General features: G+C 74.9%; 17 protein-coding genes. 11 read left to right on the top strand and 6 right to left on the bottom strand.

From position 1 onward, the window contains the following. Positions 1-48: 48 nt before the first annotated feature. A complete protein-coding gene (locus ACFUK0_RS31875) occupies positions 49-1,380 on the bottom strand; it encodes an SWIM zinc finger family protein (RefSeq protein WP_380255965.1) in 1,332 nt (443 codons plus the stop codon). 227 nt (positions 1,381-1,607) lie between these two features. Here ACFUK0_RS31875 and ACFUK0_RS31870 point away from each other — a divergent pair, with 227 nt between their 5' ends. The 5 genes from ACFUK0_RS31870 to sucD all read left to right on the top strand — a co-directional run bounded on the left by ACFUK0_RS31870 (position 1,608) and on the right by sucD (position 8,808). Further along, complete coding sequence (locus ACFUK0_RS31870; protein WP_380255964.1) at positions 1,608-2,738, top strand: AAA family ATPase; 1,131 nt, start codon at positions 1,608-1,610, stop codon at positions 2,736-2,738. 34 nt (positions 2,739-2,772) lie between these two features. Continuing rightward, entirely contained in the window at positions 2,773-5,151 is a 2,379-nt protein-coding gene (locus ACFUK0_RS31865; RefSeq protein ID WP_380255963.1) for a DUF5682 family protein, read from the top strand. A gap of 69 nt (positions 5,152-5,220) precedes the next feature. Further along, positions 5,221-6,432, top strand: coding sequence for a VWA domain-containing protein (locus ACFUK0_RS31860; RefSeq protein WP_380255962.1), 1,212 nt, complete (start codon positions 5,221-5,223; stop codon positions 6,430-6,432). Between the two features lie 305 nt (positions 6,433-6,737). Next, positions 6,738-7,910: an ADP-forming succinate--CoA ligase subunit beta gene (gene sucC / locus ACFUK0_RS31855; protein WP_380255961.1), complete on the top strand. Its 1,173-nt coding sequence runs from the start codon at positions 6,738-6,740 to the stop codon at positions 7,908-7,910. Between the two features lie 16 nt (positions 7,911-7,926). Beyond that, entirely contained in the window at positions 7,927-8,808 is an 882-nt protein-coding gene (gene sucD / locus ACFUK0_RS31850) for a succinate--CoA ligase subunit alpha (protein WP_380255960.1), read from the top strand. Positions 8,809-8,900: 92 nt separating this feature from the next. Here the strand turns inward: sucD and ACFUK0_RS31845 are convergent, their stop codons facing one another. Next, complete coding sequence (locus tag ACFUK0_RS31845; protein WP_380255959.1) at positions 8,901-10,454, bottom strand: LuxR C-terminal-related transcriptional regulator; 1,554 nt, start codon at positions 10,452-10,454, stop codon at positions 8,901-8,903. Between the two features lie 153 nt (positions 10,455-10,607). On the opposite strand from ACFUK0_RS31845, the gene ACFUK0_RS31840 reads away from it, so the two are divergent. Next, the gene (locus ACFUK0_RS31840) at positions 10,608-12,068 is read left to right on the top strand and encodes a DUF6350 family protein (protein ID WP_380255958.1); all 1,461 of its coding nucleotides are present in this window, start codon (positions 10,608-10,610) and stop codon (positions 12,066-12,068) included. Positions 12,069-12,090: 22 nt separating this feature from the next. Here the strand turns inward: ACFUK0_RS31840 and ACFUK0_RS31835 are convergent, their stop codons facing one another. Then, on the bottom strand, positions 12,091-12,747 hold the full coding sequence (locus ACFUK0_RS31835) for a hypothetical protein (RefSeq protein WP_380255957.1): 657 nt from the start codon (positions 12,745-12,747) through the stop codon (positions 12,091-12,093). Positions 12,748-13,073: 326 nt separating this feature from the next. On the opposite strand from ACFUK0_RS31835, the gene purN reads away from it, so the two are divergent. Both purN and purH read left to right on the top strand, forming a co-directional pair. Then, on the top strand, positions 13,074-13,727 hold the full coding sequence (gene purN, locus ACFUK0_RS31830) for a phosphoribosylglycinamide formyltransferase (RefSeq protein ID WP_380255956.1): 654 nt from the start codon (positions 13,074-13,076) through the stop codon (positions 13,725-13,727). Then, positions 13,724-15,331: a bifunctional phosphoribosylaminoimidazolecarboxamide formyltransferase/IMP cyclohydrolase gene (purH, locus tag ACFUK0_RS31825; protein WP_380255955.1), complete on the top strand. Its 1,608-nt coding sequence runs from the start codon at positions 13,724-13,726 to the stop codon at positions 15,329-15,331. The genes purN and purH overlap by 4 nt, the downstream gene beginning before the upstream one ends. A 72-nt stretch (positions 15,332-15,403) precedes the next feature. Here the strand turns inward: purH and ACFUK0_RS31820 are convergent, their stop codons facing one another. The 3 genes from ACFUK0_RS31820 to ACFUK0_RS31810 form a co-directional block, all read right to left on the bottom strand. After that, positions 15,404-16,042, bottom strand: a complete 639-nt coding sequence (locus ACFUK0_RS31820) for an RDD family protein (protein ID WP_380255954.1) — start codon at positions 16,040-16,042, stop codon at positions 15,404-15,406. A gap of 148 nt (positions 16,043-16,190) precedes the next feature. Continuing rightward, entirely contained in the window at positions 16,191-16,616 is a 426-nt protein-coding gene (locus tag ACFUK0_RS31815) for a DUF2752 domain-containing protein (RefSeq protein ID WP_380255953.1), read from the bottom strand. Between the two features lie 2 nt (positions 16,617-16,618). Continuing rightward, positions 16,619-17,023: a hypothetical protein gene (locus ACFUK0_RS31810; RefSeq protein ID WP_380255952.1), complete on the bottom strand. Its 405-nt coding sequence runs from the start codon at positions 17,021-17,023 to the stop codon at positions 16,619-16,621. A 281-nt stretch (positions 17,024-17,304) separates the two neighbouring features. Between ACFUK0_RS31810 and ACFUK0_RS31805 the strand changes: the two genes are divergently transcribed. The 3 genes from ACFUK0_RS31805 to ACFUK0_RS31795 all read left to right on the top strand — a co-directional run bounded on the left by ACFUK0_RS31805 (position 17,305) and on the right by ACFUK0_RS31795 (position 19,809). Beyond that, complete coding sequence (locus ACFUK0_RS31805; protein ID WP_380255951.1) at positions 17,305-18,162, top strand: bifunctional methylenetetrahydrofolate dehydrogenase/methenyltetrahydrofolate cyclohydrolase; 858 nt, start codon at positions 17,305-17,307, stop codon at positions 18,160-18,162. A gap of 19 nt (positions 18,163-18,181) precedes the next feature. Next, the gene (locus tag ACFUK0_RS31800) at positions 18,182-18,607 is read left to right on the top strand and encodes a DUF3017 domain-containing protein (protein ID WP_380255950.1); all 426 of its coding nucleotides are present in this window, start codon (positions 18,182-18,184) and stop codon (positions 18,605-18,607) included. A 212-nt stretch (positions 18,608-18,819) separates the two neighbouring features. Continuing rightward, on the top strand, positions 18,820-19,809 hold the full coding sequence (locus ACFUK0_RS31795; RefSeq protein WP_380255949.1) for a malate dehydrogenase: 990 nt from the start codon (positions 18,820-18,822) through the stop codon (positions 19,807-19,809). Positions 19,810-19,886 lie beyond the last annotated feature (77 nt).

Raw genomic sequence — 19,886 nt, 5'->3', positions numbered from 1 at the left:
CTGCGGGGTGTGGTCGGTGGCTGGGTCCCGAGCTGTTGCCGGTGGGGCCTAGGCGGAGGTGAGGCCGGTCGGCCGGCCCTGTTCGTCCCAGACGGTGATGGGCGTGAAACCGCGGTGGCCGCACTCGCCGAAGAGCGTGACCGGCCGGCCGCCGGACACGGCGGCGAGCCGCCAGAGGGCCGGGTCGGTGGCTCCGGCGCGGTGCACGGGCAGGGTGTGCCGGCCGTCGGTGAGGTGCCAGCCGTCGACGTCGTGGACGGGGACGACGCCGCTCAGCACGGTGGGCCAGGCCTCCAGCCACGGGTCGTCCGCGACGGCCTCGCCGTACCCGGCCATCGCCTCGGCGGGGCCGAACCCGGCGGGCGCCGCACCGGTACCGGACGGCTCGGGCGCGCCGTAGCGGGTGCCGAGGACGGCGCGCAGCGGGCGGGCGCCCGGGTGGAAGGCCAGCTCGGCCTCCAGCAGGTGGCCGGTGGGCAGGGCGAGGTCGGGAGCCTGGCCCGGGCGGCCGAAGGCGAGCAGCAGGGCGGCGCGCCCGGTCTTGGCGCCGCGCAGCCAGAGCCGGCGGGTGGTCAGGCGCTCGTCCGAGGTGTCCCGGGCGCCGAGGACCTGCCAGCGGTCGCGGACGGTCGGGCCGGTCAGCAGCTCGGCGGTGTCGGTGGTGAAGCCGACCCGGGCCCGGACGGTCGCGCCGAGTGCTCCGGGCAGGTCGTCGACCCGGCCGTACGCGGTGGCGAGCAGGTGCAGCATGGCGTACTCCTCCAGCAGTTCGGGTTGCGGCGTGTGGCTCAGCTCGCGGACGCGGGTGGCCAGCCCGGGGGCCTGGGCGTCGATCATCCGGGCGGCGACCTCCTCCCAGGCGTCCGGCGCGGTGCTCGCGTCGGCGAGGCCGTGCCGGATCCGGTCGGCGAGCCGCAACCGGAGCTCCTGCGCGCCCGCGGCGACCCGGGCGGAGCGCTTCTCGGCCCGGCGGCGGGCGGCCGCCGGGTCGGCCGCGGCCGCCTCGGCCTTCGCGGTGCGCCGCCCGGCGGCCTGCTCGGTGCGCTCCTGGCGCTCGGTCAGCCAGTCGGCGGCCCAGTCGGCGGGCTCGGCGGCGGCCGGCACCGCCTCGGGGCTGCCGCTCCAGAGCAGCAGCAGCCCGAGGGCGTGCTTGCACGGGAACTTGCGGCTCGGGCAACTGCACCTGTAGGCGGGCGTCGCCAGTTCGACGACCGTCCGGTACGGCGTGCTGCCGCTGCCCCGGCACTCGCCCCACAGCGCGCCCCCGCCGGTGCCCGTCCCGGACCACGGTGCGGGTGCGGACAGCTTGCCGGCGGCCTTGCGCGACGGGGCGTCAGGCGCCAGGGACAGGACGTGTTCGGTGCTCCAGCGTTCCTCCATGCCCACGACGCTAGGGGCCGCCACTGACAACCCGGCCCGGCCGGCTGACCACCGGTCAGGCGGCCGCCGGTGGTTGTCAGTGGCGGGGTGCATGGTTGTTCGAGCAGGCCGGAACGGGGCCCTCCCCGGCCGGCCGGACGACATCTGCGCCGATGCTCCCATCGATCACCCCACCGCCCGCGACCCCTGCCACAGGTGTGTCCGGCGGCCGACCAGAAGGAGCCCTCATGACGACCGCGACGACCGCGACGACCGATACGACTGCCGCGGCGGCCACCGCCGAGGTCCTGCGCGAGCACGCCGAGGACGCGTTCGCCGGGGAGCTGGCCGCGCTCGCCGCGCAGGACGACCGCCCCCGCCCCGAGCGCTGGCGGCTCTCGCCCTGGGCCGTGGCCACCTACCTGCTCGGCGGCGAGCTGCCCGACGGCACCGTCATCACGCCCAAGTACATCGGCCCGCGCCGGATCGTCGAGGTCGCCGTCACCACGCTCGCCACCGACCGCGCACTGCTGCTGCTCGGCGTGCCGGGGACGGCCAAGACCTGGGTGTCCGAGCACCTGGCCGCCGCGATCAGCGGGGACTCCACCCTGCTCGTCCAGGGCACCGCCGGTACGCCCGAGGAGGCCGTCCGGTACGGCTGGAACTACGCCCAGCTGCTCGCCCACGGCCCCAGCCGCGACGCGCTGGTGCCCTCGCCGGTGATGCGGGCGATGGCGGACGGCAAGATCGCCCGGGTCGAGGAGCTGACCCGGATCCCGGCCGACGTCCAGGACGCCCTGATCACCATCCTCTCCGAGAAGACCCTGCCGGTGCCGGAGCTGGGCGGCGAGACCCAGGCGGTGCGCGGCTTCAACCTGATCGCCACCGCCAACGACCGCGACCGCGGCGTGAACGAGCTGTCCAGCGCCCTGCGCCGGCGCTTCAACACCGTCGTGCTGCCGCTGCCCGCCACGCTGGACGAGGAGGTCGACATCGTCACCCGGCGGGTCGGCCAGCTCGGCCGCTCGCTCGACCTGCCCGACCTGCCCGGCGGCGCGCAGGAGATCCGCCGGGTCGTCACCGTCTTCCGCGAACTGCGCGACGGCATCACCACCGACGGCCGGACGAAAGTGAAGACCCCGAGCAGCACCCTCTCGACGGCCGAGGCGATCTCGGTGGTCACCAACGGGCTCGCGCTGGCCGCGCACTTCGGCGACGGCGTGCTGCGGGCCGGCGACGTGACCACCGGCATCCTCGGCGCCGTGCTCCGCGACCCGGTCGCCGACCAGGTGGTCTGGCGCGAGTACGTCGAGGGCGTCGTCCGCGAGCGCGACGGCTGGAAGGACTTCTACCGCGCCGCCCGCGAGCACACCCGCTGAACCCGCCGACGGTCTTCGAGGAGAGGAGGGCGCGATGAGCGCAGAGGTGACACCGCCCGCAGAGGTGACGCTGCTCGGCGTACGCCACCACGGCCCGGGCTCGGCCCGCGCGGTGGGCGCCGCACTGGAGCAGCTGCGGCCCGACGTGGTGCTGATCGAGGGCCCGCCGGAGGCCGACGGGCTCACCGGGCTGGCCGCCGACCAGGACATGGTCCCGCCGGTCGCCCTGCTCGCCCACGCGGTGGACGACCCGGCCCGGGCGGCGTTCTGGCCCTTCGCCGCGTTCTCCCCGGAGTGGGTCGCGCTGCGCCACGCGGCGGAGGCCGGCGTGCCGGTCCGCTTCATCGACCTCCCCGCCGCGTACAGCCTCGGGGCGGAGCCGGTCGGCGGCCCGGACGCCGACGACGGGGCGGCCGGGCTGTCCGACCCGATCGGCGCACTGGCCGAGGCCGCCGGCCACGACGACGCCGAGCGCTGGTGGGAGGACGTCGTCGAGCACCGCGCACCCGGCGCGGACGCGCTCGCGCCGTTCGCGGCCGTCGCCGAGGCGATGACGGCGCTGCGCGAGGGCGGCGCCGCCGTCGGCCGCCGGGACGAGCTGCGCGAGGCGTACATGCGCCGGCAGGTCCGGGCCGCACGGCAGGCCGGCCACCGGCGGATCGCGGTGGTCTGCGGCGCCTGGCACGTCCCGGCGCTGGCGGTCATGCCGACCGTCGCGCACGACCGGGCGCTGCTCGCCACGCTGCCGAAGAAGGTCCGCACCGAGATCACCTGGGTGCCCTGGACGCACCGCAGGCTCTCCCAGCACACCGGCTACGGCGCCGGCATCGCCTCGCCCGGCTGGTACCACCACCTCTTCAGCACCGAGGGCGACCCGCTGGCCCGCTGGATGACCAGGGCCGCCGCACTGCTCCGTGAGGAGGACCACCCGGTCTCGTCCGCCCACGTCATCGAGGCCGTCCGGCTGGCCGGCACGCTCGCCGTGATGCGCGGGCGCCCGCTCGCCGGGCTGACCGAGACACTGGACGCGGTGCGCTCGGTGATGTGCGACGGGTCGGACGTCGCGCTCGCCCTGGTGCACGACCGGCTGGTGATCGGCGACGCACTGGGCGAGGTGCCCGACACGGCCCCGGCCGTGCCGCTCCAGCGGGATCTGGCCCGGCTCCAGCGCTCGCTGCGTCTCAGGCCGGAGCCGCAGGCCAGGGACCTCGACCTCGACCTGCGGAAGGAGAACGACGCGGCCCGCTCCCGGCTGCTGCACCGGCTGCGGCTGCTCGGCATCGGCTGGGGCACCCCGAGCCGCTCCGCGGTGAACTCCACCGGGACCTTCCGGGAGAGCTGGCGGCTGCAGTGGGAGCCGGAGTTCGCCGTCCGGATCGTGGAGGCCGCGCAGTGGGGCACCACGGTCGAGGACGCGGCCACCGGCCGGGCCGTCGAGCGGGCCGCCCGGGCCGGGGAGCTGGGCGAGCTCACCGGCCTGGTCGAGCAGTGCCTGCTCGCCGGTCTCGCCACGGCGCTGCCCGCCGTGATGCGGGTGCTCGCCGACCGGGCGGCCCTGGACGCCGACGTCGCCCAACTCGCCACCGCGCTGCCCGCGTTGGTCCGCGCCCTGCGCTACGGGGACGTCCGGGGGACGGACAGCGCCGCGCTGGAGCAGGTGGCGCGCGGCCTGGCCGAGCGGATCTGCGTCGGCCTGCCGCCCGCCTGCACCGGGCTGGACACCGAGGGCGCCGCCGCGATGCGCCGCCGCGTCGACGAGGTGCACGCCGCGGTCGGCCTGCTGGACGGCGACCGGCCCGGGAGCGCCGCCGACGCCGGGGCCGACGACACGCTCGCCGCCCGCTGGGCCGCCGCGCTGGCCTCGCTCGCCCGCCGCGAACCGGCCGGCGGCCCGGCCACCGGCGTCCCCGGGCTGCTGCGCGGCCGGGCCGTCCGGCTGCTGCTGGACGACGGGCGGCTGGACTCCGCCGAGGCGGGGCGGCGGATGGGCCTCGTCCTGTCGGCGGCCAGCGCCCCGGCGGACGCGGCGGGCTGGGTGGAGGGCTTCCTCTCCGGCGGCGGCGCCCTGCTGCTGCACGACGCCCGGCTGCTCGGCCTGCTCGACGAGTGGCTGGCGGGAGTCCCCGGCGAGGTCTTCACCGACGTGCTGCCGCTGCTGCGGCGGACGTTCTCGGGGCTGGAGGCGGGCGTCCGGCGGACGGTCGGCGAGCGCGTCGCGGCCGGCCCGCTCGGCGCCCCGGCCCCGGTGGCGGCCGGCCCGGCCGCCGAACTCGACGAGGAGCGCGCGGACGCGGCACTCGCCACCGTGAGCCTCCTGCTGGGCCTGCCCGCCAGCGGGCCGCCCGACTGCGCCGGGCACCAGGGCGGCCCGCTGCGGCGGATCCCGCGCCAGGCCGACCGCCGCAGCGCCTGACCCGCCCGAAGCCCCCGAGAAGCCCCTGCAGCCCGACGACGTCACCCGACGCCACCGAAGGAGCGCCCGATGCCCGCCACCCCCGAGCTCGCCGAGAGCAGCACCGACGCCGACACCGAGCGGCTGCGCCGCTGGCGCCTCGTCCTCGGCGGTGAGGCCGACGGCACGGGCTGCCGGCTGACCGGCCGGGACGCGGCGATGGACGGCGCCCTCGCCGCCCTCTACCGGGGGGAGGGCGGCGAGGGCGCGAAGCCGGGCGCCCGCAGCGCCGGGCTGGGCGGTTCGGCGCCGCAGGTGGCCCGCTGGCTGGGCGACATCCGCGAGTACTTCCCCAGCTCGGTCGTCCAGCTGATGCAGCTGGACGCGATCTCCCGCCTCGGGCTGGAGCGCCTGCTGCTGGAGCCCGAGATGCTGGCCGCCGTCGAGCCGGACGTGCACCTGGTCGCCACGCTGCTGTCGCTGAAGCACGCGCTGCCCGAGACCACCCGGGAGAGCGCCCGGGCCGTGGTCGCCGCCGTGGTCGCCGATCTGGAGCGGCGGCTCGCCGACCGCACCCGGGCGGTGCTCGGCGGCGCGCTCGACCGCAGCGCGAAGGTCAACCGGCCCCGCCACCGGGACATCGACTGGGACCGCACCATCCGGGCCAACCTCAAGAACTACCTGCCGGAGGCCGGCCCCGGCGGGCGCGGCACGGTCGTCCCCGAGCGGCTGATCGGCTACGCCCGGGCCCAGCGGGCGGTGAAGAAGGACGTGATCCTCTGCATCGACCAGTCGGGGTCGATGGCGCCGTCCGTCGTCCACTCGGCGGTCTTCGGCGCGGTGCTGGCCTCGATGAAGAGCCTGGACACCCGGCTGGTCGTCTTCGACACCTCGGTGGTGGACCTCACCGAGCAGCTGAGCGACCCGGTGGACGTGCTGTTCGCGACGCAGCTCGGCGGCGGCACCGACATCAACCGGGCGCTGGCGTACTGCCAGTCCAGGATCACCCGTCCGGCGGAGACGGTCGTGGTGCTGATCAGCGACCTCTACGAGGGCGGCATCCGCAACGAGATGCTCAAGCGGGTGGCGGCGATGAAGGCGGCGGGCGTCCAGTTCATCGCGCTGCTCGCGCTCTCGGACGAGGGCGCCCCGGCGTACGACCACGCGCACGCCGCCGCGCTGGCGGCCCTCGGCGCGCCCGCCTTCGCCTGCACCCCGGACGCCTTCCCGGAGATCATGGCGGCCGCGATCGAGAAGCGCCCGCTGCCCGTCCCCGACCGGGAAGTTCACCCGCTCGGGTGAACCGGGCGGAGCCTCACACAGGGTGCCCCGGCCTGGTGAGCAGGATGTCCGGCAGGCCTTCGTACGGCCGTTGTGACGGTTCTCACCAAAGCCGGGCCGGTCCCGGGCGAAACACGCCCGTCGTACGGGGATAACCTGCCAGACGGACGTGACGCGCGTGTTGATTGACGTGTGCGCCCGTGGCTGTGTGGGCCGCAAGGCCGTATCTCTGCGTACCCGCACCGCCTCGACGACCCGCAGCGAAGATCCTGCCGTGGCACGCTCGTAGAGACACAATCCGCGACCACGAACAAGGACGAACACACGTGGACCTGTTCGAGTACCAGGCGAGGGACATCTTCGCCAAGCACGGTGTGCCCGTGCTTGACGGGGATGTCATCGAGACCCCCGAAGCCGCTCGTGCCATCGCCGAGCGCTTCGGCGGACGCGCAGTCGTCAAGGCCCAGGTGAAGGTCGGTGGGCGTGGCAAGGCCGGCGGCGTGAAGCTCGCCGCCGACCCGGCCGACGCCGTTGCCAAGGCCGACGCGATCCTCGGCATGGACATCAAGGGCCACACCGTTCACAAGGTGATGCTGGCCCAGACCGCGGACATCAAGGACGAGTACTACGTCTCGTTCCTGCTGGACCGCACCAACCGCACCTTCCTGGCCATGGCCAGCGTCGAGGGCGGCGTGGAGATCGAGGTCGTCGCCGAGGAGAACCCGGACGCACTGGCCAAGATCCCGGTCGACGCCAACGAGGGCTGCACCCCGGAGAAGGCCGCCGAGATCGTCGCGGCCGCGAAGTTCCCGGCCGAGATCGCCGACCAGGTGGCCGACGTCCTGCAGAAGCTGTGGAAGGTGTTCATCGCCGAGGACGCGCTCCTCGTCGAGGTGAACCCGCTGATCAAGTCCGGCGACGGCAAGATCATCGCGCTCGACGGCAAGGTCTCGCTGGACGAGAACGCCGAGTTCCGCCAGCCCCACCACGAGGAGCTCGAGGACAAGGCCGCGGCCAACCCCCTCGAGGCGGCGGCGAAGGCCAAGGGCCTGAACTACGTCAAGCTCGACGGTGAGGTCGGCATCATCGGCAACGGCGCGGGTCTCGTCATGAGCACCCTCGACGTGGTCGCCTACGCCGGTGAGAAGCACGGCGGCGTCAAGCCGGCCAACTTCCTCGACATCGGTGGCGGCGCGTCCGCCGAGGTGATGGCGAACGGCCTGGAGATCATCCTGGGCGACCCCGACGTCAAGTCGGTCTTCGTCAACGTCTTCGGCGGCATCACCGCCTGTGACGCGGTCGCCAACGGCATCGTGCAGGCGCTCGAACTGCTCGCGAGCAAGGGTGAGGCCGTCACCAAGCCGCTCGTCGTGCGCCTCGACGGCAACAACGCGGAGCTGGGTCGCAAGATCCTGGACGACGCCAACCACCCGCTGGTGCAGCGCGTGGACACCATGGACGGTGCGGCCGACCGCGCCGCCGAGCTGGCCAACAAGTAAGGGAGAGGACTGAATCATGGCTATCTTCCTTACCAAGGACAGCAAGGTCATCGTCCAGGGCATGACCGGCTCCGAGGGTATGAAGCACACCCGCCGGATGCTCGCCTCGGGCACCCAGATCGTCGGCGGCGTGAACCCGCGCAAGGCCGGCACCACCGTTGACGTCGACGGCACCGACGTGCCCGTCTTCGGCTCCGTGGCCGAGGCCATCGAGAAGACCGGCGCCGACGTCACGGTCATCTTCGTGCCGCCGAAGTTCACCAAGGACGCCGTCGTCGAGGCGATCGACGCCGAGATCGACCTCGCGGTCGTCATCACCGAGGGTGTCCCGGTCCACGACTCGGCCGCCTTCTGGGCGTACGCCGGCTCGAAGGGCAACAAGACCCGGATCATCGGCCCGAACTGCCCGGGCCTGATCAGCCCCGGTCAGTCCAACGCCGGCATCATCCCCGCGGACATCACCACCACGGGCCCGATCGGCCTGGTGTCGAAGTCCGGCACGCTGACCTACCAGCTCATGTACGAGCTGCGTGACCTCGGCTTCTCGTCGGCCGTGGGCATCGGCGGCGACCCGGTCATCGGCACCACCCACATCGACGCCCTCGCGGCGTTCGAGGCGGACCCCGAGACCAAGATCATCGTGATGATCGGCGAGATCGGCGGCGACGCCGAGGAGCGTGCGGCGGCCTACATCGCCGAGCACGTCACCAAGCCGGTCGTCGGCTACGTCGCGGGCTTCACCGCCCCCGAGGGCAAGACCATGGGCCACGCCGGCGCCATCGTCTCCGGCTCCTCGGGCACCGCACAGGCGAAGAAGGAGGCCCTTGAGGCCGCCGGTGTCAAGGTCGGCAAGACGCCGTCCGAGACCGCCCGCCTGGCGCGCGAGCTCATCGGCTGACGCTGTCCGCCCGAAGGGGCGCCCCGCTCCCGGACCTCTTGGTCCGGGCGGGGCGCCCCTTCGCGTTCCCGGGGCGGCGCCGTCCGAGGGCGTCAGTGCATCCCGAACAGCGGCTGCGGCGGCGGTGCCTGCGGCCGGGCGGCGCACGGGTGCGGGGTCCACGCCGTGCAGGCGCGGGCGGCCGCCCCGGCGGGGACGGGCGGGCCCGCCGCGTCGACCGACAGCCGGGCGTCCGGCCGGGCCGGCAGCCGGAACGCCCGGGCCGGCTGCGGCGGCGGCCCCAGCACGGCGGCCCGGCCCGGCGCCGAGCTGCACCAGACCGTCCGCAGGCCGGGCGGCACGCCGCCCGGTACGGCCGGGCCGGCGCTGCCGCTCTGGGCGTTCGTGCAGACCGGGTGCACCGCCTCGGGCCCCGGGCGGAACAGCGCGCCCGGTCCGCCGCCGAACAGCGTGGCCGTCATCGCGGCCCCCATCGTCAGGACGACCGCCGCGGCGCCGCCCGTCCGGGTGGCCGTGCGGAGCCGGTGCCGGGCGCTCAGGACGGGCACCGGCGGCCGCTGCGGCTCGGGGCAGCCGTGGACCCCGGCCCGGTACAGCAGCTCGCTGAGCCGGTCGCCGAAGCCGGGCGCGGCCGGATCCGGGCCGGCCAGCTCGGGCAGCGCGGCCGCGAGCGCGGCGCGGGCGGCCCGGACCCGGTCCTCGGCCGCCGCGAGGCTCGACTCCACCTCGACGGCCACCTCGGCGGCCGGCAACCCGATCCCGTCGTGCAGCACCAGCGCCAGCCGCCGCGGGCGGGACAGCCGCCCCAGGGCCCGCAGCAGCGCCCGGTCCTGCGGCGTCAGCCGGTCGTGGTCCGGCAGGACGGCCTGCGCCTCGTCGGCCGGCCGCACCGCCGTCCGGCTGCGCAGCGCGAGCCGCCGGGCGGCCGGCCGGCGGCGGCCGGACGGGTGCCAGGGGGAGAGCGCGGCCTCGGCCGCCCGGGCGCGCACCCAGGCCTCCGGATCCGGCCGGGCGGAGACCTCCGGCCAGTTCCGCTGGGCGGCGCCGAACGCCTGGTCCACGCAGCGCAGGGTGCGGTGGCGGGAGGCGGTGAGCAGGAACACCTGCTGGACGAGGCGGACGTACCCCGACTCGTACAGCGCTTCGAAGGTGCGGGCCACCACGGCGGGCGCGCCGGGCGGCGGCGCCTCGGCGGCCGGCGGTCCGGGCGCGGGTGCTTCGGGTGCGGGCGCCTCGGCGGCCGGTGCTCCGCCGGCCGGTGCTCCGCCGGCGGGAGGGGCGGCGGCGGGAGGGGCCGCCGGAGCCGCGCCCTGCGCGGTGCCGGGGCGGCGGGCCGGGGCCTTGGACGGCGGGGCGCCGAGCAGGGTGCGCGCGGCGGCGCCGGCCTCCTCGGCGGTGCGGACGCCGAGCTTGCGCATCGTCCGGTTCAGGTGCTTGCGGGCCGTCGCCGGGGCGATGCCGAGGGCCGCCGCCATTCGTGTGACGTCGTCGCCCGCGGCCAGCCGGGCCAGCACCTGCGCCTCACGGGGAGTCAGCAGGGTGAGCAGGCGGGCGTCGTCCGCCGGGGTGCGGGCCCGGCCGCTCTTCGGCCGGTCGGCCCGGGCCACGTCGTCCGGCGGGTGTTCGGCCGTTGGCGGTGTGGTCATCAGACCCTCCGGGCCGGGGCGGCGACGACCGCGGGGAGCTGTCCGGGAGCCGGCTGGCGAGGTCTGAAAATGCGCATAAGCCAATAATCTGGGACACGGCGACGGTTTGCCTCTTCACGTCGCATGGCGAGTCGCCTTGGCACCATGAGGCGCATGACGCAGCTGATGGGCCGTCCGATCCTGGATCTGTCAGGCGAGCTGAGCTCCCGGTCCGCCCTCACCGACCTGTTCGCCGGGGTGCGGACGGCGCTCCTGGGGCTCGCGGCGGTCGCGGTCCCGGTCCTCGCCCTCTGGGTGGTGACCCCGTACGCCGACGACACCGCGACCGGAGCCGCCCGGCTGGCCGGCACCGTCTGGCTGCTCGGCCACGGCGCCCCGCTGACCAGAGGCGGCCCCGGCCTGCCGGTCACCGTCACCCCGCTGCTCCTGACCGTCCTGACCGCCGGCCAGCTGTACCGGGCGGGGCGCCGGGCCGCCGAACCGCGCGGGGCCGCGCGCGGCCCCGGCTGGGGCGCGCCGGCCGCCACGGGCGCCGGCTACCTGCTGGTGGCCGCCGTGATCGCCCTGCTCTGCGCGGGCGCGGCCCCCGGCCCGGGCGCCGCCGGGGCCGCGTTCCGCTCCCGCGCCCTGCCGGACGTGCTCGCGGTGGCCCTGCTGGTGACGGTCGCCCTCGGTGCCGGGGCCCGGTCGGTACGGCCGGAGCAGCCGGAGCGGATCGTGCCCCGCTGGGCCGTGGCAGGGCGGCTCCCGGCCTGGGCCTGGCCCCCGGCCGGGCTGGTGGCGCCGGCGGGCGCCGTCCGGCGGGCGGTGCTGGCCGGGGCGTTCGGGCTGCTGGCGGGCGGCGCGCTGCTGGTGGCGACGGCGGCCCTCCTGGACGCGGCCGTGGGCGGGCGGCCCCGGCCCGGGGCGGGCGGTGGTGCGGCGGGCGTGCTCGGGCTGCTGCTGCTCTGCGCGGTGCTGCTGCCGAACGCGGTGGTGTGGGGGGCGGCCTACGCCCTCGGCCCGGGGTTCACGGTCGGGACGGGGGCGGTGGTGGCGCCGTCCGGGGCGGTACTCGGGTCGCTGCCCGCCGTCCCGCTGTTCGCGCTGCTGCCGGAGCCCGGGGATGGTGGCTGGCGGCTGCTCGCCTGCCTGCTGCCGCCGCTCGCGATGGCGGTGCCGGCGGCGCTGCTGGGCCGGGCGGCGGCGGGCCGGAGCCCCGCGGGGCAGGGCCCGGTGGGGCCCGGTGGCGGGCCCGGGGCCGCCTGGCACCCGGGGGCGACGGCGGCCGTGGTGCTGGTCGCCGCGCTGCTGCTCGGGGGCGTGGCCGCCGGGTGCGGTGCGCTGTCCGGCGGCGCGCTGGGTGCGGGCCGGATGGCGCAGCTGGGGCCCGTCCCCTGGCAGGCCGGGGCCGCCGCGGCGGGGTGGTTCGCGGTCGTCGGGGTGCCGGGCGCGCTGCTGGTGCGCCGGCGGCTGCTGCGCGCGGAGGAGCCGCACGGGGTGGCCCCGTGGGCCGACGGGCGGTGGGCCGCCGCCCGCACCGCTGGCCGGGGCGTGCTCGTGCGGACGCGGGTGCTGGCGTACGGGCTGGTGGTGGCGGCGGGCCGGGCCGGGCCGCAGTGGTGGCGGGAGTAGCCGGGCCCGGGGGCCCGCCGGCTCACCTGCTCGGGTTGACGATGTTGGCGTACCAGGTCGGGGCGAGGTTGTCGCAGCTCTGCTCGGCGGTCGTGGTGAGGGCGTCCCGTACGCAGGTGTTGTAGTCCTGGTAGTAGAGGCTGAGCGCGAGCGCGGCGGACACCACGAGGACGGCGACGGCGCCGGTGAACAGGCCGCCGACGGCCGCCGGGGCCTGCGGGTTGGCGGACTGGCCCGCCAGGCGGGTGGCGGGCGGCGCGGGGGTGTCGATGTCGCGGGCGGGCGGCTTCGGGGTGGTGCGCAGGGCGGAGACGGCCCAGTAGATGGCGACGCCGCCGAGGAACAGGGCGACGTACTGGCTGATCCCCAGGGCGCAGACCAGCGCGGCCATGCCGGCGACCAGCGCGTTGCGGGCGCGGCGCTGCGCCGGGTCGGTCGGGTCGAACTTCTGCTGCTGCGCCGGCTGCGGGTGCCACTCGCCCTGGTAGCCGGGGCTCCAGGGGTGGCCCGGCGGCGTGGGCGGCCGGTCGTCGCCCTCGGGCCGCTCGGTGCCGTCGGTGCCGTCCGGCTGCTCACCGGCCGGGGGCTGGGGGGTGCGCGGCTGCCACGGCCGGTCCGGGGCATCCGCCGGCGGCGGCGCGAAGGGGTTGCGCTCGCCGGTGTTGTCGCCGCTGCTCATGGTGTCAGCCAATCCTTCTCGGTCGGTGGAGCCGTCCTGCCCGCTTCCAATGATCCCGCAGGCGTCCTGGAGGCCTGCGGCGGCCTGCCGTGGGATCCGCGGCGAGATCCGTGTCTCAACTACGCGCGTAGCGCCGTCGGGCCGGTTCGGGGCCCGCCGGGCCAGCCGTTATCGTGGTGACGGTCAGCAATCCCCATCGGTTCCCGGGGCCCGCAGCGCAGCGGGAATCCCGCCGGATCCGGTCCGCTCGACCTGCCGTTCGTAGTGGCCCCACCACCGGTGGACGTACCAGCGGGCGGCGCACCGAAGCTACGGAGAATCGCGCAGTGGCCTCCGCCCAAGTGTTCCCGCCCCGCACGACCGGCCCCGCCCGCCTGGTGGTCCTGGTCTCCGGTTCCGGCACCAACCTGCAGGCCCTGATCGACGCGGCCGCCGACCCGGCGTACGGCGCCGTGATCCTCGCGGTCGGTGCCGACCGCGACGGCATCGCGGGCCTGGAGCGCGCCGAGCGCGCCGGCCTGCCCGTCTTCGTCCACCGGGTCAAGGACTTCCCCGCCCGTGCGGCCTGGGACACCGCCCTCACCGCCGCCGTGGCGGCCCACGAACCGGACCTGGTGGTCACCGCCGGGTTCATGAAGATCCTCGGTCCGGAGTTCATCGCCGCCTTCGCCGGCCGGATCGTCAACACCCACCCCGCCCTGCTGCCCGCCTTCCCCGGTGCCCACGGCGTCACCGACGCCCTCGCGTACGGGGTGAAGGTCACCGGGTGCACCGTCCACCTGGTGGACGGCGGCGTGGACACCGGGCCGATCATCGCGCAGGGCGTCGTGGAGATCTCCGACGCCGACCACGCCGATGGCGGCGACGCGCTGCACGAGCGCATCAAGACTGTCGAGCGCCACCTGCTCGTCGAGGTCGTGGGCCGGCTGGCCCGCGAAGGCCACCGCATTGAAGACCGAAAGGTACGGATCCCGGCATGAGCGCCGCCGCCAGCACCACGCCCCCCGTTTCAGAGAACGTCCGCCCGATCCGTCGGGCCCTGGTCAGCGTCTACGACAAGACCGGCCTGGAGGAGCTGGCACAGGGCCTGCACGCCGCCGGGGTCGAGCTCGTCTCGACCGGCTCGACGGCCGGCCGGATCGCCGCCGCCGGTGTCCCGGTGACCGAGGTCTCCGAGCTCACCGGCTTCCCCGAGTGCCTCGACGGGCGCGTGAAGACGCTGCACCCCCGCGTGCACGCCGGTGTCCTCGCCGACCTGCGCCTGGAGTCGCACCGCGAGCAGCTGGCCGGGCTGGGCATCGAGCCCTTCGACCTGGTCGTGGTGAACCTGTACCCGTTCAAGGCCACCGTCGCCTCGGGCGCCACCCCCGACGAGTGCGTCGAGCAGATCGACATCGGCGGCCCGAGCATGGTGCGCGCCGCGGCCAAGAACCACCCGTCGGTGGCCGTCGTCGTCGACCCGGCCCGCTACGACGACGTGCTCGCCGCCGTGCAGTCCGGCGGCTTCGACCTGCTGACCCGCAAGCGGCTGGCCGGCGCCGCCTTCGCGCACACCGCCGCCTACGACGTGGCCGTGGCCTCCTGGTTCGAGGAGTCCGGCTACACCGAGGCCGAGGACGCGGACACCAGCGGCTCCGCCGCGGGCTTCCCGGCGTTCCTCGGCTCGGCCTTCGAGCGTCAGAGCGTGCTCCGCTACGGCGAGAACCCGCACCAGGCCGCGGCCCTCTACAGCGACGGCACGGGCGGCCTCGCGGGCGCCGAGCAGCTGCAGGGCAAGGAGATGTCCTACAACAACTACGTGGACACCGACGCCGCCCGCCGCGCCGCCTACGACCACGCCGGGCCGGCCGTCGCGATCATCAAGCACGCCAACCCGTGCGGCATCGCCACCGGCGCGGACGTCGCCGAGGCGCACCGCAAGGCGCACGAGTGCGACCCGGTCTCCGCCTACGGCGGCGTGATCGCGGTCAACCGCCCGGTCACCGTGGCGCTGGCCGAGCAGATCGTCCCGATCTTCACCGAGGTGCTGGTCGCCCCGGCGTACGAGGACGGCGCGGTCGAGGTGCTGGCCCGCAAGAAGAACCTCCGCGTGCTGGTCGCCCCCGAGGCCCCGGCCGGCCGCCGGGAGGTCCGCCCGATCTCCGGTGGCGTCCTGCTGCAGGAGACCGACCGGATCCACGCCGGGGGCGACGACCCGTCCACCTGGACGCTGGCCACCGGTGACGCCCTGTCGGCCGAGGAGCTGGACGAGCTGGCGTTCGCCTGGCGCGCCTGCCGGGCCGTCAAGTCCAACGCGATCCTGCTGGCCAAGGACGGCGCCTCGGTCGGCGTCGGCATGGGCCAGGTCAACCGGGTCGACTCGGCCAAGCTCGCGGTCGAGCGGGCGGGCGAGCGCGCGAAGGGCTCCTTCGCCGCGTCGGACGCGTTCTTCCCGTTCGCCGACGGTCTGCAGATCCTGCTCGACGGCGGCGTCAGGGCCGTCGTCCAGCCCGGCGGTTCGATCCGCGACGAGGAGGTCGTCGCCGCGGCCGCCGCGGTCGGCGTGACGATGTACCTGACCGGGACCCGGCACTTCTTCCACTGACACGCCGACCCGCTGACGCCGATGGCCCGCACCCCCGAGGGGGTGCGGGCCATCGGCGCTACCGGTACGGCGTCAGGAGGACTTGACGACGACGGTGCTCATGATCTTGTCGGCGAAGGTCTGCTTCTTCGCGTCCCACAGCGGCCACAGGTAGCCGAGGCAGCAGATGCCGTCCAGGAAGTGGCAGAGCTGGCGGACGAAGGCCATGCCCCAGCCGATCGGCTGGCCGGTCGCCTCGCTCGCCAGGCGGATGTTGACCGCGCGCTGGCCCAGGCTCTGACCCTTGGTGCCCTGGAGGTACGTGAAGAACGCTATGGCGGCGATCTGCAGCAGGCCGCCGATCAGGAAGAAGACCGCCCCGCCGCCGCCGCCGGTGGAGGCGGTGGTGTACGTGCCGTCAGCGTTCTGCTGGAGGGTGTCCAGGGTGTCGCTGAGGGTCTTGGTGTAGCCGATGCCGAGCACGATGCTGGGAATCAGGAAGATCGTGACCTGGTCGATGATCCGGGCGACCACGCGAGAGCCCCAGCCCGCGTAGAACGGCTGCACGTACGCGGCATTGGGGTAGCCGCCCTGCTGCGGGATGCCGTAGCCGGCCGGCGGCTGCTGCGGGTAGCCGTAGCCGGGCTGCGGGGGCTGCTGGGGGTAGCCGTAGCCGGGGGGCGGCGGGGGCTGCTGGCCGTACGGGTTGTTCGGGTCGGGCGGGTAGCTCATGGTTGCCTCCGGGCAGGAAGGGACGGGGACGGGACAGCAGGAAGTCCTGGGACGGACGGGCAGTTGAGCTGCCGACCGAGGAGGACGATAGCGGAGCGGTCTGACGCCGCGATGGCTGCGGGCGGTCGGGAACCGCGCGGTCGGGGACTCAGGGCCGGGAAATGCCGAGACGGTGGAGCTGCCACACCCAGGCGGTCGTGAGAGCGGCACCGATCACGACGTTCCGGCGGCCGTCGGAGAGCCGCCACCACCATCGTCCGGCGCCGAGCGGTGCGAACAGCAGGCCGACGGCCGCGACGACCGTCACCGGGTTCGACCCCAGCGCGGCCACCCAGTTCCCGTGGCCCGCCTCGATGAAGACGCTGGTGCTCCCGCAGGCGGGGCAGGGGATGCCGGTGAACCGGCGCAGTGGGCAGAGCACACCGGGATCGTGCGCACTGTGCAGGGCTGCCACGGTGACGGCGGCCGCGGCGGCGCCCGCGCCACGCACCAGCACCCGCAGCGCCGCACCCTTGAGGGTGTCGGCGCTGTGCTGCCAACGGGCCGTCAGTGCGGCGATGGTGAGGGCGGCCACGGTCAGGTCTGGTTGACCAGGAGGTACACGACCATCGCGACCGAGATCAGTACGGCGAGCGTGTTGAGCGCGATCCCGCCGATCGAGGCGCTGCGGCCGAGGCCGGTGGTGGCCGACCGGTTGAGGCCGGCGATGCCGATGCCCAGGCCGATCAGCCCGATGAAGCCGCCGTAGAAGCAGGAGAGGAGGACACCGATGAAACCGAGCACCACCGACGCCGTGGCGTAGGAGTTCGGCTGGGCGGCGGCCTGCGGGACGTAGGCCTGCTGCTGCGGGTAGCCGTAGCCGTAGCCCGGCTGCTGCGGGTGCGGGTACTGCGGTGCCCCGTACGGCTGTTGCGGTGGCGGCTGCTGCTGGCCGTAGCCGCCGTACGGGTCTGGCGGCGGTGTCTGGTACGGATTGCTCACTGATCTTCCCCCGAGGACGTCCCCACTGCTTCGCCTTCGTCGGCCCGCCACCGGATCGGCGGCGGCGGAGTGCGGGCGGCGGAGATTGCTGGCCACATCGTCGACCGGTGGGCGCCACCGTGTCCACCCGCGTTCGGCGGGCGGACACAACCGTGGCGGAACTGCAACTTGAACCGCACGTTCCGTATCGGTCCGGCCCCGCCGCCCCGACGGGACGGCAGCCGGGGCCGCCGGCCGGGCACCCGTGCGGAGCAGTGCGCCGGATCCAGGACAATGGGGCCATGACTGCCCAGATTCTCGATGGCAAGGCCACCGCAGCCGCGATCAAGTCCGAACTCGCCGTCCGCGTGGCGGCTCTCCGGGAGCGGGGCATCGTCCCCGGCCTCGGTACCGTCCTGGTCGGCGACGACCCGGGCAGCCGCTGGTACGTCAACGGCAAGCACAAGGACTGCGCCGAGGTCGGCATCGCCTCGATCCAGCGCGAGCTGCCCGCGACCGCCACCCAGCAGGAGGTGGAGGACGTCGTCCGCGAGCTGAACGCCGACCCGTCCTGCACCGGCTACATCGTCCAGCTGCCGCTGCCCAAGGGCCTCGACCAGAACCCCGTCCTGGAGCTGATGGACCCGGACAAGGACGCCGACGGCCTGCACCCGACCTCGCTCGGCCGCCTCGCCCTCGGCATCGACGGCCCGCTGCCCTGCACCCCGTACGGCATCGTCGAACTGCTGCGCCGTCATGACGTGAAGATCGACGGCGCCGACGTGGTCGTGATCGGCCGCGGTGTCACCGTGGGCCGCTCCATCGGCCTGCTGCTGACCCGCCGGAGCGAGAACGCGACCGTGACGCTCTGCCACACCGGCACCCGCGACCTCTCCGCCCACCTGCGCCAGGCCGACATCATCGTGGCGGCCGCGGGCGTCGGCCACCTCGTCAAGGCCGCGGACGTCAAGCCCGGCGCGGCCGTGCTGGACGTCGGCGTCAGCCGGGACGGCGAGGGCAAGATCGTCGGCGACGTCGAGCCGGCCGTCGCCGAGGTGGCGGGCTGGATCTCGCCGAACCCCGGCGGCGTCGGCCCGATGACCCGCGCCATGCTCCTCAACAACATCGTCGAGGCGGCCGAGCGCCGCGCCGGCATCTGACCCCGGGGGACGACCGGCCATGAGCGAACGACGACCGGCCAGGACCCGCCGCCGGCCGGTGCGGACCACGGGCACCCTGCCCCCGGAGGGTTCGGGTGCGGCACTCGGCCGCCCGCACACCCTGCCGGTGCGGCAGTGGCCGATAACGCTGGTCCTCACGGTGGTCCTCACCGGCCTCGCGGTCACCGTCTTCGCCAACTTCCAGGACGGTTTCAAGTACGGGCTGCTGGTGGTCGGCGGCGGGATCCTGCTCGGCGCGCTGCTGCGGCTGGTGCGCCCCGAGGTCGGCCTGCTCGCCGTCCGCAGCCGGTTCACGGACGTGATCGTGCTGCTGGTGCTCGGCGGCGGGATCGTGCTGCTCACCCTGGTGGCGCAGCCGAACCCGTGGCTGGAAGTGCCGCTGCTGGACAACATCGGCAAGCTGATCGGCCGGCCCGGGCACTGACGCCAGGTCCGACGACGGCCCCCGCCCGGAACCCTTCGGGCGGGGGCCGTGTGACGCACCAGCCACGCCCGTACGCGTGCGACGGCGCCGCCTTGCGATAGCCTGAGTCGGATCTCTCGACGTCGAGAGACTGTCCTCGGCTCCTGTGCGTCGGCCAGCCTTGTGTCGCAGCCGTGGAGCGCGGTACTGGCGATCGCTGGAGTAGGTAGAAAATGACTCGCACCCCCGTCAACGTCACCATCACCGGAGCAGCCGGCCAGATCGGCTACGCCCTGCTCTTCCGGATCGCCTCGGGCCACCTGCTCGGTGCGGACGTCCCGGTGAACCTCCGCCTGCTGGAGATCCCGCAGGGCCTCAAGGCCGCCGAGGGCGTCGCCATGGAGCTCGACGACTGCGCGTTCCCGCTGCTGCGTGACATCACCATCACCGACAACGCGGCCACCGCGTTCGACGGCGCCAACGTAGCCCTGCTGGTCGGCGCCCGTCCGCGCACCGCCGGCATGGAGCGCGGCGACCTGCTGTCCGCCAACGGCGGCATCTTCGGCCCGCAGGGCAAGGCCATCAACGACAACGCGGCCGACGACATCAAGGTCCTGGTGGTCGGCAACCCGGCGAACACCAACGCCCTGATCGCCCAGCGCAACGCGCCCGACGTCCCGGCCGAGCGCTTCACCGCGATGACCCGCCTGGACCACAACCGCGCGGTCGCCCAGCTCGCCAAGAAGACCGGCGTCACCGTCAACGACGTCAAGAAGCTCACCATCTGGGGCAACCACTCGGCCACCCAGTACCCGGACATCTTCCACGCCGAGGTGGCCGGCAAGAACGCCGCCGAGCTGGTCAACGACCAGGCCTGGCTGGAGAACGACTTCATCCCGACCGTCGCCAAGCGCGGCGCCGCGATCATCGAGGTCCGCGGCGCGTCCTCGGCCGCCTCGGCCGCCAACGCCGCCATCGACCACGTGCACACCTGGGTCAACGGCACCGCCGAGGGCGACTGGACCTCCATGGGCATCGTCTCCGACGGCTCCTACGGCGTCCCGGCCGGCATCATCTCGTCCTTCCCGGTCACCACCAAGGACGGCCGCTTCGAGATCGTCCAGGGCCTGGAGATCTCCGACTTCTCCCGCGCCCGGATCGACGCCTCGGTCGGCGAGCTGGTCGAGGAGCGCGACGCCGTCGCGGCGCTCAACCTGATCTGAGCCCGGCGCGGCTGGGCCCGGTCTCCGGACCGGAACGCGAAGGACGGCGGCCCGCCACCTCCCGGCCGGGAGGTGGC

Origin of the sequence: Kitasatospora sp. NPDC057223, from assembly GCF_042669755.1 — a bacterium.
Lineage (GTDB): Bacteria > Actinomycetota > Actinomycetes > Streptomycetales > Streptomycetaceae > Kitasatospora.
The sequence above is the reverse complement of the archived record's forward strand: the minus strand, read 5'-3'. Positions and strand labels throughout refer to the sequence as shown.